Source organism: Neobacillus sp. PS3-12 (genome assembly GCF_030915385.1).
In the GTDB taxonomy this organism is placed as follows: domain Bacteria; phylum Bacillota; class Bacilli; order Bacillales; family Cytobacillaceae; genus JAEVLT01.
Genome location: NZ_CP133268.1, coordinates 1706705 through 1722827, shown reverse-complemented (window position 1 = coordinate 1722827; position 16123 = coordinate 1706705). Strand labels below are relative to the sequence as shown.

General features: G+C 38.5%; 14 protein-coding genes and 1 tRNA gene. 12 read left to right on the top strand and 3 right to left on the bottom strand.

The annotated features are described in order from the left end of the window. Nucleotides 1–32: 32 nt before the first annotated feature. Nucleotides 33–983 (top strand): DNA-binding protein WhiA, encoded by a 951-nt coding sequence (gene whiA, locus RCG17_RS08920; RefSeq protein WP_308174826.1) that lies wholly within the window; start codon nucleotides 33–35, stop codon nucleotides 981–983. A 27-nt stretch (nucleotides 984–1010) separates the two neighbouring features. Next, nucleotides 1011–1268 carry an HPr family phosphocarrier protein gene (locus tag RCG17_RS08915; protein ID WP_308174825.1) on the top strand — a complete coding sequence of 86 codons (258 nt, stop codon included), beginning with the start codon at nucleotides 1011–1013 and terminating at the stop codon, nucleotides 1266–1268. 111 nt (nucleotides 1269–1379) lie between these two features. Here RCG17_RS08915 and clpP read toward each other — a convergent pair whose 3' ends face one another. Beyond that, entirely contained in the window at nucleotides 1380–1979 is a 600-nt protein-coding gene (gene clpP, locus RCG17_RS08910) for an ATP-dependent Clp endopeptidase proteolytic subunit ClpP (protein WP_308174824.1), read from the bottom strand. Nucleotides 1980–2199: 220 nt separating this feature from the next. Here clpP and RCG17_RS08905 point away from each other — a divergent pair. The 3 genes from RCG17_RS08905 (at nucleotide 2200) to RCG17_RS08895 (ending at nucleotide 5425) form a co-directional block, all read left to right on the top strand. Then, nucleotides 2200–2271, top strand: a tRNA-Arg gene (locus RCG17_RS08905). Nucleotides 2272–2553: 282 nt separating this feature from the next. Then, nucleotides 2554–3906 (top strand): DNA cytosine methyltransferase, encoded by a 1353-nt coding sequence (locus RCG17_RS08900; protein ID WP_308174823.1) that lies wholly within the window; start codon nucleotides 2554–2556, stop codon nucleotides 3904–3906. Between the two features lie 106 nt (nucleotides 3907–4012). Then, nucleotides 4013–5425 carry a glycoside hydrolase family 18 protein gene (locus RCG17_RS08895; RefSeq protein ID WP_308174822.1) on the top strand — a complete coding sequence of 471 codons (1413 nt, stop codon included), beginning with the start codon at nucleotides 4013–4015 and terminating at the stop codon, nucleotides 5423–5425. A gap of 114 nt (nucleotides 5426–5539) precedes the next feature. Here the strand turns inward: RCG17_RS08895 and RCG17_RS08890 are convergent, their stop codons facing one another. Both RCG17_RS08890 and RCG17_RS08885 read right to left on the bottom strand, forming a co-directional pair. After that, entirely contained in the window at nucleotides 5540–6685 is a 1146-nt protein-coding gene (locus RCG17_RS08890) for an N-acetylmuramoyl-L-alanine amidase family protein (RefSeq protein ID WP_308174821.1), read from the bottom strand. Between the two features lie 154 nt (nucleotides 6686–6839). Further along, a complete protein-coding gene (locus tag RCG17_RS08885; protein ID WP_308174820.1) occupies nucleotides 6840–8249 on the bottom strand; it encodes an LCP family glycopolymer transferase in 1410 nt (469 codons plus the stop codon). A gap of 364 nt (nucleotides 8250–8613) precedes the next feature. On the opposite strand from RCG17_RS08885, the gene rpoN reads away from it, so the two are divergent. From rpoN to gpmI, 7 genes are all read left to right on the top strand, one after another. Beyond that, a complete protein-coding gene (gene rpoN / locus RCG17_RS08880) occupies nucleotides 8614–9918 on the top strand; it encodes an RNA polymerase factor sigma-54 (RefSeq protein WP_308174819.1) in 1305 nt (434 codons plus the stop codon). 21 nt (nucleotides 9919–9939) lie between these two features. Continuing rightward, nucleotides 9940–10188 (top strand): glutaredoxin family protein, encoded by a 249-nt coding sequence (locus RCG17_RS08875; protein WP_308174818.1) that lies wholly within the window; start codon nucleotides 9940–9942, stop codon nucleotides 10186–10188. Nucleotides 10189–10321: 133 nt separating this feature from the next. Next, entirely contained in the window at nucleotides 10322–11344 is a 1023-nt protein-coding gene (locus RCG17_RS08870; protein ID WP_308174817.1) for a sugar-binding transcriptional regulator, read from the top strand. 53 nt (nucleotides 11345–11397) lie between these two features. Then, nucleotides 11398–12405 (top strand): type I glyceraldehyde-3-phosphate dehydrogenase, encoded by a 1008-nt coding sequence (gene gap, locus RCG17_RS08865; RefSeq protein ID WP_308174816.1) that lies wholly within the window; start codon nucleotides 11398–11400, stop codon nucleotides 12403–12405. A 152-nt stretch (nucleotides 12406–12557) separates the two neighbouring features. Then, nucleotides 12558–13742 carry a phosphoglycerate kinase gene (gene pgk / locus RCG17_RS08860; protein WP_308174815.1) on the top strand — a complete coding sequence of 395 codons (1185 nt, stop codon included), beginning with the start codon at nucleotides 12558–12560 and terminating at the stop codon, nucleotides 13740–13742. Nucleotides 13743–13817: 75 nt separating this feature from the next. Continuing rightward, nucleotides 13818–14579 (top strand): triose-phosphate isomerase, encoded by a 762-nt coding sequence (gene tpiA / locus RCG17_RS08855; RefSeq protein ID WP_308174814.1) that lies wholly within the window; start codon nucleotides 13818–13820, stop codon nucleotides 14577–14579. Then, nucleotides 14572–16104: a 2,3-bisphosphoglycerate-independent phosphoglycerate mutase gene (gene gpmI / locus RCG17_RS08850; protein WP_308174813.1), complete on the top strand. Its 1533-nt coding sequence runs from the start codon at nucleotides 14572–14574 to the stop codon at nucleotides 16102–16104. Before tpiA ends, gpmI begins: the two co-directional genes overlap by 8 nt. The last annotated feature ends 19 nt before the right edge of the window (nucleotides 16105–16123 follow it).

Below are 16123 nucleotides of genomic sequence, written 5' to 3'. Positions count from 1 at the left end.
TATTTGGGTTGTGGCAGATAGGTGGTGAAGGAATGTCTTTCGCTTCGGAAACAAAAAAAGAATTAACCAATCTAGAAGTAAAGTCTTGCTGCAGCAAAGCCGAGCTTTCTGCCCTGATTCGAATGAACGGGTCCTTATCCTTCTCCAACCGCAAACTGGTAGTAGATATTCAAACTGAAAATGCAGCCATTGCCAGAAGGATCTATACATTAATCAAAAAGAATTACCAGGTGCAAGTTGAACTGCTGGTCAGGAAGAAAATGCGCTTGAAAAAAAATAATGTCTATATTGTCCGTTTAAGTGAACAGGCCAAGGGAATCCTTGAAGATTTGAAAATTCTGGGAGAAGGCTTTACCTTTACCCATGATATTTCCAGCGAATTAATTAAAAAGAAGTGCTGTAAGCGTTCCTATTTAAGAGGGGCATTTTTGGCGGGGGGATCGGTCAATAATCCTGAAACCTCTTCTTACCATTTAGAAATTGCCTCTCTTTATAAAGATCATAATGATTCTTTGTGTGAATTAATGAATTTGTTTGGATTAAATAGTAAAACCCTTGAGCGAAAAAAAGGCTATATTACTTATTTAAAAGAAGCCGAGAAAATTACCGAGTTTTTAAATATCATTGGTGCTCACAATGCCTTGCTCCGCTTTGAGGATGTTCGTATCGTCCGCGATATGCGCAATTCCGTAAATCGACTTGTCAATTGTGAAACAGCCAATTTAAATAAAACTATTGGGGCATCTTTACGACAAGTAGAAAATATTCGCTTTATTGAGCAAGTGGTGGGTCTCCATATCCTGCCCGAAAAATTGAGGGAAATCGCCGAATTAAGAGTTACCTATCAAGATGTGACCTTAAAAGAATTAGGCGAAATGGTTTCAGGCGGTGTGATTAGTAAGTCGGGGATCAATCACCGTTTACGAAAAATTGATGAGATTGCTGAAAAACTGCGAGCCGGTGAATCGGCTCCGAAAAAATAGATAAGAGAGTTTGAGGAGGCATGTGTGATGCAAGTAAAACTAGTAGAAGTGAAATTGAAAACAGGGCTTCAGGCTCGTCCTGCCGCACTGTTCGTTCAGGAAGCAAACAGATTTTCATCTGATATTTTTCTCGAAAAGGATGGAAAAAAAGTAAACGCCAAGAGTATCATGGGTCTAATGAGTTTAGCAGTAAGCACAGGAACTGAAATCAATATTATTGCCGATGGCGATGATGAACAATCCGCAATTGCAGCGCTTTCTGATTTTATTCAAAAAGATCAATAATAAAAAGGGTTTGACGAAAAGGGTCAAACCCTTTTTATTATCTTCTTTCGAAAAACTACCTAAAAATTGAAAACCCCCAGAGGAATATCTCATCTAGGGGTATAGGATCATTTATTTTTTTTCGATTAAAGGATTTCTAGTAATGATATGGTCGATTAGACCGTATTCTTTTGCTCTTTCAGCAGTCATGAAGTTGTCGCGGTCTGTATCTCTAGAGATCACTTCAAGTGGCTGGCCAGAGCGTTCTGCTAAAATGCCATTCAACTTTTCGCGGAGGAAGAGGATCCGTTTAGCAGCAATTTCAATTTCGGTTGCCTGACCTTGTGCACCGCCAAGTGGCTGGTGGATCATGACTTCAGCATTTGGTAATGCATAGCGTTTGCCTTTTGCACCTGCAGTAAGCAAGAAGGCACCCATAGATGCAGCCATACCAATACAAATAGTTTGGACATCCGGTTTAATGAATTGCATTGTATCGTAAATGGCCATTCCAGCTGTAATACTACCGCCAGGAGAGTTAATGTAAATGGATATGTCTTTTTCTGGATTTTCTGCTTCAAGGAATAATAATTGGGCAACAATAGAGTTGGCAACATTATCATCGATTGCGCTTCCAAGCATAATAATTCGGTCTTTTAATAGGCGGGAATAAATATCATATGCTCTTTCTCCCCGATTCGTTTGTTCAATAACTGTAGGGATCAAATTCATAGTTCTTCCTCCTTTAATATGTAGGATTATAAAAATCGTTTGTATTGTTATCATACACTGATGGTCAATAAAGGTCAAACGAATCGTTTTTGAATCGTTCGACAATCTTCACATCACAGTAGTCCATCCATCATGATAACCATCCATCATATTTTTAAACATAAAATACACTTGCAAAGATGAGTAACCTATCATATAATATAAAAGTCGCAATAAGCTTGCCCTCGTGGTGCAACGGATAACACGTAAGATTCCGGTTCTTGAGATGGGGGTTCGATTCCCTCCGAGGGCGTAATAAAATTCAATGAGTTCCTATGTTTGTATGAGTTTTGTACAAGCATAGGAACTTTTTTTGTTTCAATTGTTTAGGTGTTTTTTAATTTCTAATACCACGCATAGGGGAGGAAATTGACCACGACAAGAAGAAAAAGTACGACATGTGTAAAAGTGCTCATTTCGTGATTTTACATTGAAGTGCTGTATTAAATTGGCCGATGGGAAAATGGAATAAAAATCAAAAGAAAAAATGCTAGAAAACCTTTATAATATAAGAGTGAATTGTGGGGTAATGAGAATGAAGTTAAATGTAACAGTGGATTTAATACAAGACACTGAACAAAAGAGATTAATAGACCCAATTGCTACACATAAAAATAAAAATGTAATATCGTTATTCTCTGGATGTGGCGGATTGGATTTGGGATTTGAAGGTGGTTTTAAAGTTCTTTCGGATGCCCTAAATTTTAAAATAAACCCACATTGGGTAATTAAAAAAATAGATAAAAACTGGTCCATTTTAAAGGAAACTCACTTTAAAACTGTTTTTGCAAATGATATAAAAGATTATGCCCAATTAGCTTGGACCACTTTTTTTAAGAAAAAAAATATTTCAACGGATATTTATCAGTTGAGAAGTATCGTCGATATAGTGAAAGAATATAACAATGACGGAATTAATCAATTCCCAGATAATATTGACATCGTAACAGGAGGTTTCCCTTGCCAAGACTTTTCTATTGCTGGAAAAAGACAAGGTTTCAACTCAAATAAATCTCATAATGGGGTGTTGTCTGAAATTGACGAGCCGAGTGTTGAAAGTCGTGGGCAACTTTATATGTGGATGAGAGAAGTTATCTCCCTTACAAAGCCAAAAGTATTCATTGCTGAAAATGTCAAAGGATTAGTTAATTTAGGTGACGTTAAAGAAATCATTGAAAATGACTTTAGGAATATCGGAGAAAATGGTTATATCGTAATCCCTGCAAAGGTACTTCATTCTGCTGAGTACGGAGTTCCACAATCTAGAGAGAGAGTTATATTCTACGGTTTTAAGAAAGACGCTTTAAATGATAAAGCATTAGTTGAGCTTTCGAAGGAAAATATCTCTGATGTATATGATCCTTATCCTAAGAAAACACATTTTCTACCAGGTTTAATTCAAAATATAGATGATCATAACAAACTTCCATTTGTTTCTGTTAAAAAAGCACTAATAGGTTTACCAGAACCAGAAGAAAGTGAGGATTTAGCACAAAAAAGCTATTCAAAAGCTAAATTTATGGGAGCACACTGCCAAGGGCAGATTGAAGTTAATTTGGACGGCATCGCTCCAACTATTCGTTCTGAACATCATGGAAATATCGAGTTCAGAAGATTATCACTTGAAAATGGTGGACGATATTCAGAAGAACTTTCACAAGGGTTAAAAGAAAGACGGTTAACCGTACGAGAATGTGCAAGAATACAAACATTTCCAGATGATTATGAGTTTGTTTGGAGAGGAAATAAGAATGAAAAAGGCTTATCAGCATCAAGTGCTTATAAAATAATTGGTAATGCTGTACCGCCATTGCTAGGGTATCATATTGCCAAACGATTAGAAGATAATTGGCCGCTTTATTTTGAAAAAGAAAAGGCAGGAATATAATAGTCTAAACGAGAACACAACTGTAGTAAAGAACCATGACTAGTTATTTTTTTAATATCTAAAGAATACAATTATTACAGAGAAATTAAATGGAAGGGGGACATAAATGCAAATTCATGTAGTTCAGCCAGGGGATTCGTTATGGGCGGTTTCACAAAAGTATAATGTCACGATCAATCAGATTGTAACTGCAAATCAGTTGGAAAATCCAAATAGATTGATTCCAGGCTTAGCTCTTGTCATTCCAACCCCTAATCAAACAGCTATCGTGAAACCTGGGGAAACAATTTCGATGATTGCAAATAGGTATAGAACGAATGTCCAGAGCATCCTTCAGGCAAACCGAATTAGTGATCCAACAAAAATTTATCCAGGTATGACTATAGTGATACCCCCCATACGGCATGCCGTTCTTCCAGGGGAAACCTTATGGCATATTGCACAGCAATATGGTACGTCAGTACAAGCTATTGTCCAAATAAACAACATTCAAAACATTGGTATGATCTATCCCGGTACTATGCTCCAAATTCCTCCTTATAAACCAACCATTGATGTGAATGCCTATTCTGACAGGACCGGTACTACAGCCGCAAACTTATTCCACGAAGTTGGAGCGTATCTCACCTATGGAGCTTTATTTGCTTATTCAATGCATGCAGATGGAAGTTTAAGCCCTATCGATGATGCAGCTTTTATCCAGACAGCAAAAGTCGACAGAATTGCCCCAATGCTATGTATCACCAATTTTACTTATCAAGACCCAGGCTCCAAGCTGGCCCATACTATTCTTTCAAGCACAGAAATTCAGACCACGTTGTTATCTAATGTGTTAAACACAATGAAACAAAAAGGGTTTTATGGATTAAATATTGATTTTGAAAATGTGTATCCCCAAGACCGGGAATTATATAATCAATTTTTACAACGTGCGGTAGATACATTACATCCTGCAGGATATTTTGTGTCAACTGCCTTGGCACCAAAGGTTAGTGCGGATCAAAAGGGACTGCTATATGAGGCACATGATTATCCGGCACATGGTAAAATTGTTGATTTTGTTGTTTTAATGACATACGAATGGGGGTACCGATTTGGGCCGCCTCAAGCTATTTCCCCACTTGATCAAATACGGAGAGTGTTAGATTATGCGGTTACTGTAATTCCGAGAAATAAAATCTTTATGGGATTTCAAATATACGCACGTGACTGGAAATTACCGCATATTCAAGGCCAACAAGCTGAAACCTTTAGTCAGCAAGAAGCTATTCATCGAGCCGTCCAATATGGAGCGACCATCCAATATGACCAGGTTGCACAATCCCCTCATTTTCGATATACAGACAGTCAAGCAGTCACTCATGAGGTTTGGTTTGAAGACGCACGCAGTGCCCAGGCGAAATTTGATACAGCGAAAGATTATGGACTTCGCGGTATTAGTTATTGGACATTAGGTTATCCCTATCCACAAAATTGGCTATTGTTAAATGACAACTTTACAATTCGAAAATTGCTTTAAGATAAATCTTTGAATGACTCGCTAAGTGGAAGAGAATAAGGCTCTTGAAATTCGAGTTCTGGGAAGGGCGTACATCAATTCCTGTGTTTGTCTCTAAACAAACACAGGAATTTTTTATGAAAAATAATCCAACAACCCCAAGTAAACCCCTTGAGCCACCTTATCATTGTAAGCAGCATTTTCTGCGGCCGAATCATCCTCTTTATTAGACAGGAAGCCAAGTTCAATCAGCACACTCGGTTGTGAATTGTTGCGTAAAACATATAGGTCATCAAATTTTGTGCCAATGTTCTTTAATCCTGTTGTATTCACAACCTCATTTAAAACCGCTGCAGCTAATGAACTATCCTTCGATTTATTATAGTAAAAATCAGTCAAGCCACTTACTGCTGGGTCATTTGACCAATTATAATGAAAACTGATAAAAGCATCTGCATGCATTTGGTTTGAGAGATCTGAACGTTGTTTTAATGAAATAAACGTATCATTTTCTCGCGTCATGATCACATTGACTCCTGCATTTATTAGCTTTTGTTCAACCGCCTGGGCTGTTGCTAAGGTTAAATCTTTTTCATGTGTTCCGATAATGCTTGTTGTTCCAATATCAACCCCTCCATGGCCAGGGTCAAGCACAATCGTTTTTCCTTTTAGAGCTTGGACTGAAGTTTTTTTTGCTTGTCCACCAGAATTAACTGATGGTCTTGTTTCTTCGGGTGATTTATTTTTCTCTGTAGCTTGATTAGTGGGTGCAGAAACTGATTGTTGTGTGTTTTTGCTAATATAATATGTGGACACCCACCCATGAGCACCGGAACTAGACACAATTTTTGCCCATCCAGCTTGTTCCTCTGAGACGGTTATATTGGCTCCCATTTTCAATGTAGTTACAATTGGACTAGTCAAACTTGGCTGTTCTCGTACGTTTAGTACAGGCGCTTTTACGGTTGCTTCTATATTATTGTTTGAAGAAACATAGGCATTGTGGACCCAGCCCGTTTGGTTGTTTGGCAGTTTGATCTGATCCCAGCTATTCTTTGTTTGAATAACTTCAAACGTTTCTCCTCGATGAACAAGGCTGATAATCTTACTAGAACTATCTGCATTTTCCCGAACATTAAGCTCAGATGCAATGACGGTGACCTGGGAAGCAGACATATTTGCATATGCAGGCAGCATTTTTTGAAAAACTAGAAACATAAAAACGATCACACTTAGGATGGCTAGTCCTTTTATTAGATTTAGATTCTTTATTTTTGTCATTTTAGAAACTCCCACCTTTTTAGTTGAAACTAGTACAAGTATGGGCAGTTTGTAAAAAAAATATAGCAAATTTTTAGAAAATAAAATAAATTTTAAATTTACGTAATAAAAAAGATGTCCCAATGAAAGACTTCGGACATCTTTTTTATTATGATTATGGGTTGGTTGTCGTGCTTCCGGTGTTTCCAGTAGTACCGGTGCCTTCGCTTGTGCTGCCTGTGCCTGTCGAACTCTCGCTTCCGCTTGTCCCAGTCCCACTTGTAGTGCCAGTTCCGCTATTTCCGCCAGTGCTTCCAGTTCCGCTGGCAGTGCCTGTTGTAGTTCCAGAGGTCCCGCTATTTCCGCCAGAAGTACCAGAATTGGTCGGGGCGGTTGGTTCTGTTGTTGTAGTAGCAGGACTTTTTGTACTTGAATTGCTAGTGGTTGTTGTGCCTGTATTTGTATAATGCTGTGTGCTTGTTGTTGTACTTGTATTTTTACTAGTACTGGTTGTCGTGCTTGTTTTTTGCTGTGTAGTTGATTTCGTTGCAGTGCTGGTATTGCTTGAATTACTTGCTAAACTGCTTTGGGTAGTTGCTTTTGTATCAATAATCTTCGCTACAGGTTCTGTTTGCAAACCTAATGATTGCCTCATTTGATCGGATAAACTTTGTCTTTCTTGGTCATCCACCTGATAGTACCAAATTTTATCAATTGTTGCACCGGTACCTGCAACTTGAAGTGACTCCATATTTTTTGCTGCTGCTTTATAGGAAGACTGAATGCCAATGATATCATCTAATGTTAAATTAGTTTGGATATTATTTTCTAAGGCTTTTAGAATCGAATTATATTTTGTTACGACTGAAAAAGATTTTCCTTTATGAACAATTTTTGAAATGACTTCTTTTTGTCTTTCCTGACGTCCAAAATCACCTTTTGGATCTTGGTGCCTCATACGGGCATACTCCAGCGCTTGAATTCCATCTAAATGCTGCGGACCAGTTTGAAGTGTAACCCCATCAAGTTCAAAGGCATACTTATTATCAACGTCAATTCCGCCAACAGCATCTACGATATCCTGAAAGCCTTGCATATTTACTTTTATATAATAATCAATTGGAACATTTATGAAATTCTCAACTGTATCGATGCTTTCTTCAAGTCCTCCATAAGCATAGGCAGCATTGATTTTATCAAAACGGTCCTTGCTTGGATTACTTTTATTAATTAATTTTGTCCGTGTGTCACGTGGGATACTTAATAGTTTAGTAGTTTTTGTTTTAGGGTTTACCGTAATAACGATCATCGAATCAGTCCGGCCAGAGTCGCCCTTACGTTCGTCGACACCAACCATTAGGATGGAAATGGGATCTCCATTGTTAAAATTAATTTTGGGATGCTTCTTCGTTGCAAGTGGTACATTCATTTTACTTACAGCAGAAGTGACATCGTGATAGACACTATAGGCATAAGCACCTGCGCCAATCAATAAAACGGTGAGGGTAGGGATTACAATACGTATCCATTTTTTTAATTTTTTCTTCTTTGTCTTATTTTTTTTATTTAATCTGGAAACCTGCATTGTTACATCCTTTCTTAATCTTGTCATGAGGAACAAAATTTTATAAGTTAAACGCTGATTTTAACAATTGGAATTCATGTGTTTTAAAAGCGTATTGAAGGAAAACTGTTAATTGCAATATACAACATTTATTGACATTTTATCAATGCGAATTGTCGATTTGTAATCTAATTTTCACCTTAAGACTAAATCTGTTTTATTTCTAAAAAATCTCTAAATATATGATCCTTCAAAAATATATCATATTTTTGAAAAAATGGTCATCTATTTCCATTAAAACAAGCGTGATTCTAAAAAATACTGCTTATACCCATCTTATTTTTTCTTAGCGAATATTGTAAAATATATGTAAGGGGGATTGGATATGAATTTAAAGGCAGGATTATGGCAGCAACAGACCTTAAAGCTGACAATGACTCAGGAATTATCGCAGGCAATTGCTTTGCTGCAATACTCGACACAGGAATTAACTGAATTTTTGGAGAACAAAGCGCTCGAAAATCCCTTCATTACAATAGGAGATGTATCAAGCCGTAAGAATAACAAGAATAAAGGCAAAGCTGAAAAGAAGAACGATTGGATTGAACAGATTGCCGATCAATCCTTCTCACTTGAAGATCAGCTCTTGTCACAGCTTAATTTTAAAAAATACTCCAAATTTCAATTATCGACCATTAAAGATCTCTTAAAATATTTGGATGAAAGCGGTTACTTCAGAGGGGATACTGAAGAGATTGCCCAAAAAAGAAATATATCTAAGGACTTAGTGGATGAATGTCTAACGATTATTCAAGGCCTTGAGCCGGTAGGGGTTGGAGCAAGGAACCTTCAGGAATGCTTACTGCTGCAATTGGAATGGGAATTTCCAGATGATGAACTTGCTCAAAAAATAATAAAGGATCATTTTCTCCTTTTTGCAGAAAAAAAATGGAGGATGCTTGCAAAAGAGTTGCAAGTATCAATAAAAGAAATTCAAGATATATTTGACCGTGTCCAACAATTAAATCCTAAGCCTTGTGCGGAATTTTCAACAGATCATACTCACTATATTGTGCCTGATGCCATAATCGAAGTAACAAGCGGTGGCATTTCTGTTCGGTTATGGGAGGCATCCACTCCTAAAATTAACTTCAATGAACCATACTATAAGCAATTTTCAACGAGTGGAGATCACCATGTCGGAAAGTTCCTCCAAGAAAAGCTACAGGATTTCCAGTGGATCATGAAAAGCATCGAACAACGAAAGGAAACCTTAGCGAAGGTCATTACGAAAATCGCGGAAAAGCAGGTGGAATTTTTTCTAAAGGGTTCTCAATATTTAAATCCAATGACAATGAAGGAACTTGCATTGGAACTGGATGTCCATGAATCAACAATCAGCCGGGCTGTACGGGAAAAGTTTGTGCAAACACCTTTTGGAACGATTCCGCTCAAAACCTTTTTTTCAAGTACCATTCAAACGGTTTATGATGAGAGTACATCCTCTTCGCAGGTGAAAAATGTTATCTCAAATTTAATTGAAAAAGAAAACAAGCTGCGTCCATATTCAGATCAGGAAATTGTTGAAATGTTAAAAACAAAAGAAGGAATTGTCGTTTCGAGGAGGACGGTTGCCAAATATCGGGACCAATTAGGAATCCCTTCATCATCGAAAAGAAAAAGGTATTAGAACCTGAAAGGAGACCAGAGCATGTCTCAACTCGCCCTCACTTTGTATACTCGACAGCAATGTCACCTTTGTGAACAAGCAAAAGAAGCAATTATGGAACTAAAAGACGAATATTCATTTACGATAGAAGAATTTGATATTGATCAAAGTGATGAATTAACGGAAAAGTACGGATTAATGATTCCTGTACTTTTAATTAATGGAAAAGAGGCAGGATTTGGCCAAATTAATAAAATTTTTGTTCGTAATCGCTTTCAAGAATACTTTTAAGTTGAAATCGATTTTTACTCCTGTTAAAATAGATTTTGTAGCAGGAGTGATTTTTTTTAGTTATAGTGGGACATAATAAGTCTACACGGGACTTATGTCGACCAACTATAACAGAGTAAAGGAGCTGCTATCTGTGCGATCGTTCATTGATATTCAAAGAACATTATTACCTGACCTTCTTCAAGTCATGCAAAAAAGGTACACCATTCTCCGATATATAGGTTTTATGCAGCCTGTCGGCAGGAGGAGTCTTGCAGCCAATCTTGGGTATACTGAAAGAATCCTTCGCAGTGAAGTTGATTTTTTAAAAGATCAAAACTTGGTGAAGGCAAATAGTATTGGAATGAGTTTAACCCTTGAAGGAAAAAATCTACTTGAAGACCTTGAAGGTGTAATGCGAGAACTAAGAGGCATCGATGAAATTGAGCTGGAGTTAAAGCATCGCCTTGGCATTCGAAGGGTGATGATTGTGCCAGGGGATAGTGATGAAACACCAATGGCTAAAATTGACCTTGGTAAAGCTTGTGCCTCCTGCATGAAAAGACTACTTGACGGGGAAAATATTATCGCTGTCACTGGCGGTTCAACGATGGCTGCTGTTGCTGAACAACTTACTCCTGACTTAGGTGAAAAAGAGCTCTTGTTTGTACCAGCACGAGGCGGTATTGGTGAAGATGTTCGGAATCAAGCGAATGTCATATGCGCAAACATGGCACAAAACACCCGTTCTAAGCATCGAGTATTTTATGTTCCAGACCAAGTCAGCGAGAAGATTTATGAATCGTTGATCAAAGAACCAAGTATTCATGAGATTTTAGCTTTAATCCAATCTTCCAATATGGTCATACATGGAATTGGTGATGCCATTACAATGGCAGAACACAGAAATACAAGTCCTGAGCTTATCCAAAAGCTAAAGGACGGTAATGCAACTGGCGAAGCATTTGGCTATTACTTCAATGAGGCCGGTGAAGTGATTCACAAGTCATTGATTATCGGCTTGCAATTAAAGGACCTTGAAAAAATTCCCCACATTATCGCTGTTGCAGGCGGGGCAAGTAAAGCAAGGGCCATAAGAGCCTATATGAAACAAGCCCCTTCATCCACCATTCTCATTACAGATGAAGGCGCAGCAAAAAAGTTATTAAAAGGTTAAATCCTTTTTATATAAAATATTTCTTTTTTCGTAAACAAAGGAGGAACTATAAAATGACAGTAAAAGTTGGTATTAATGGTTTTGGACGTATCGGACGTAATGTGTTCCGTGCAGCTCTAAATAACTCGAATGTTGAAATCGTAGCAATTAATGACTTAACAGATGCAAATATGCTTGCACATCTTTTAAAATATGACACCGTTCACGGTACTCTTGCAGAGGACGTTACGGTTGATGGACAATACCTTGTAGTTGGCGGTCAAAAAGTAAAAGTTCTTGCTGAACGCGATCCTGCACAACTTGGCTGGGGAGAACTTGGTGTAGAAGTTGTTGTTGAATCAACAGGCCGTTTCACAAAACGCGATGACGCTGCAAAACACCTTGAAGCAGGCGCTAAAAAAGTTATCATTTCTGCTCCAGCTTCTAACGAAGATATCACAATCGTTATGGGTGTTAACCAAGATAAATATGATGCAGCTAGCCATCATGTTATCTCTAACGCTTCTTGTACTACAAACTGCCTTGCTCCATTTGCAAAAGTATTAAACGAAAAATTCGGTATCAAGCGTGGTATGATGACAACTGTTCACTCATATACAAACGACCAACAAATCTTAGATTTACCACATAAAGACTATCGCCGTGCTCGTGCAGCTGCAGAAAACATGATTCCAACTACTACTGGTGCTGCAAAAGCTGTTGCACTTGTACTTCCTGAACTAAAAGGGAAACTAAATGGTATGGCTATGCGTGTACCAACTTCAAACGTTTCTGTAGTTGACTTAGTAGCAGAGCTTGAAAAAGACGTAACTGCAGAAGAAGTAAACGCAGAATTAAAAGCTGCTGCTGAAGGCGAATTAAAAGGAATTTTGGCTTACACAGATCTTCCATTAGTATCTAAAGATTATAACGGCGCAACTGTTTCTTCAACTGTTGATGGATTATCAACAATGGTTCTTGAAGGAAACATGGTAAAAGTACTTTCTTGGTACGATAACGAAGTTGGTTACTCTAACCGTGTAGTTGACCTTGTTGACTTTATCGCTAAAAAAGGATTTTAATCTTACCAAAAGTGGACGTTTATGGAATTTTTGTCGAGAAACGTCTATAATGGACTAGGGTTATTTTAAATGCTTTTCAAAGGGGAGCGGGGAGGATTCCCCGCTCCTTTTTCTGTGCCTTTTCTACTTACAATCAGGAGGGTTATAAGCGCATGAATAAAAAGACATTAAAAGATGTAGATGTGAAAGGAAAACGCATTTTTTGTCGGGTAGATTTTAACGTTCCAATGCAGGATGGAAAAATCACTGATGATACACGAATTCGTGCTGCGCTTCCAACGATCCAATATTTGATCGAGCAAGGAGCCAAAGTCATTTTAGCTAGCCATCTTGGTCGACCTAAAGGGAAAGTTGTCGAAGAGATGCGTTTAACACCAGTAGCAATTCGACTTTCAGAGTTGCTCGGTAAAGATGTAAAAAAAGCAGACGAAGCATACGGAGATTCTGTCAAAGCCTTGATTGCTGACATGAACGATGGAGATGTTCTTCTTCTCGAAAATGTTCGCTTTTATCCAGGTGAGGAAAAGAACGATCCAGAACTTGCGAAGCAATTTGCAGAGCTTGCAGATGTATATGTTAACGATGCTTTTGGTGCGGCACACCGTGCACATGCATCCACTGAGGGAATTGCCCATCATATTCCGGCAGTATCAGGCTTTTTAATGGAAAAAGAGCTTGAAGTGCTAGGAAAAGCACTTTCCAATCCAGAGCGTCCTTTCACTGCCATTATTGGCGGCGCTAAAGTAAAAGACAAAATCGGTGTCATTGATAATCTTTTAGAAAAAGTTGATAATTTGATTATCGGCGGCGGTTTGGCCTACACATTTGTTAAGGCACAAGGTCATGAAATTGGTAAATCACTTCTCGAAGAAGATAAAATTGATTTAGCCAAAACCTTTATGGCAAAAGCAAAAGAAAAAGGCGTAAATTTCTACATGCCGGTTGATGCAGTAGTTGCAGATGACTTTTCAGCAGATGCAAATTCAAAAATCGTTCCAATTGAAGAAATTCCTGCTGATTGGGAAGCACTTGATATCGGACCAAAAACACAAGAGATCTACCGTGAAGTGATTCAAAAATCAAAATTGGTCATCTGGAATGGACCAATGGGCGTTTTTGAAATTGATAAATTTGCCGGTGGAACAAAAGCAGTTGCACAAGCACTTGCTGACTCAGAAGGTACATATTCTGTAATTGGCGGCGGTGATTCTGCAGCAGCAGTTGAAAAATTCAATCTTGCCGATAAAATGAGTCATATTTCAACAGGCGGCGGTGCATCACTTGAGTTTATGGAAGGAAAAGAACTTCCAGGTGTTGTCGCTTTAAACGACAAGTAAAAAAGAAGAAGCGACCGATGAACCAAGTCGGGCATTAAATAATATTGCACAACACTTATGAGAGGACGGGGCAACATGAGAAAACCAATTATTGCAGGAAACTGGAAAATGCATAAAACACTTTCCGAAGCAACAAGCTTTGCAGAAGAAGTAAAAAACAGTGTTCCTTCTAGCGATAAAGTAGAATCAGTTATTTGTGCACCAGCTTTATTTTTGAACAGCCTTGTTGAAGCAACAAAAGGCACTGAAGTAGCCATTGGCGCACAAACCATGCATTTTGAAGAACAAGGTGCTTTTACAGGCGAAACTAGCCCAAAAGCACTTGAAGATTTAGGCGTTAAATACGTGATCATCGGACACTCAGAACGTCGCGAGATGTTTAATGAGACAGACGAAACAGTAAACAAAAAAACATTGGCAGCATTTAAATACAACCTTTTGCCAATCGTTTGTGTGGGTGAAACATTGGAGCAACGCGAAAATGGCGAAACCATGCAATTAGTTGGCGACCAAGTGAAAAAGGCTTTAGCGGGTCTTTCTAGAGAACAAGTAAAACAAACCGTTATTGCTTATGAACCTATTTGGGCCATTGGTACAGGAAAATCCTCAACATCACAAGATGCAAATGAGGTTTGTGCTCTAATTCGCAAGGTAGTGGCTGAACAATTTTCACAGGATACAGCTGAAGCCCTTAGAATTCAGTATGGCGGAAGTGTAAAACCAGGGAATATTAAAGAGTATATGGCCCAGCCAGACATTGATGGTGCTCTTGTTGGCGGCGCTAGCCTTGAAGCACAATCATTTTTAGAATTAGTGGAGGCAGGAAGTTATGAGTAAATCACCCGTAGCCTTAATCATCCTTGATGGTTTTGGGTGCAGAAGTGAAGTTAAAGGAAACGCTGTTGCACAGTCGAAAAAACCAAATTTTGATCGATTATGGAAAGAGTTCCCGCATGCGCACATGTTTGCCAGCGGCGAAGCAGTGGGTCTTCCAGACGGACAAATGGGTAACTCGGAAGTAGGTCATACCAATATTGGTGCTGGTAGGGTTGTCTATCAAAATTTAACACGTGTAAGTATTGCTATTCGTGAAGGAGAATTTGCCAAAAATGAAACCTTCCTTGGGGCAGTTGACCATGTGAAAAAACATGATACAGCTTTGCATCTTTTTGGCCTTTTATCTGACGGCGGTGTTCACAGCCATATTGATCATATGTTTGCGCTTCTTAGACTTGCGAAAGATCATGACCTGAAAAAGGTATATGTTCATGCTTTCCTTGACGGTCGTGACGTCGGTCCAAAAACAGCAGAAACATATATTCAGGAAACACTGGAGAAAATGAAGGAGTACGGCGTTGGAGAATTTGCGACTATTTCCGGCCGCTATTATTCAATGGACCGCGACAAACGCTGGGAGCGCGTTGAAAAATCTTATCGTGCCATGGTGTACGGCGAAGGTCCTTCCTACAGCAATCCAATTGATGTTGTGAAAGACTCTTATGAGCATGGAATTTTCGACGAATTCGTTCTTCCGTCTGTGGTGACAAAAGAAGATGGACAGCCTGTTGCAACGATCCAAGATAATGACGCTGTTATATTCTATAATTTCCGTCCAGACAGAGCGATTCAAATTTCGAATACGTTTACGAATGAAGACTTCCGCTCGTTTGATCGCGGACCGAAGCATCCGAAAGATCTCCATTTTGTTTGCTTAACTCATTTCAGTGAGACAGTTCAAGGATATGTTGCGTTTAAACCAACAAATTTGGATAATACATTTGGTGAAATTTTATCGCAAAATGGTTTAAAACAGCTTCGAATTGCTGAAACGGAAAAATATCCACATGTAACATTCTTTTTTAATGGGGGACGTGAAGAAAAGTTCCCTGGGGAAGAGCGGATATTGATCAACTCACCAAAGGTCGCAACCTATGACCTTCAACCGGAAATGAGTGCATATGAAGTTACAGATGCGTTGCTGAAAGAAATCCATGACGATAAATTCGATGCTATCATTTTAAACTTTGCCAATCCTGATATGGTTGGACATTCAGGAATGCTTGAACCAACCATCAAAGCGATTGAGACTGTTGATGAATGCTTAGGAAAAGTTATTGACGCAATCCTTGAAAAAGACGGCGTTGCGATCATTACGGCTGACCATGGTAATGCTGATGAAGTAATTACCATTGAAGGCAACCCAATGACAGCCCATACAACTAATCCAGTTCCAGTTATTTTAACAAAACATGGAGTGGAATTGCGTGATGGCGGAGTCCTTGCTGATTTAGCCCCAACCTTGCTACAGCTTTTAGGACTTGAACAACCTAAAGAAATGACAGGAAAAACGATTATAAAATAATCTTGTATCCATGAAGGAG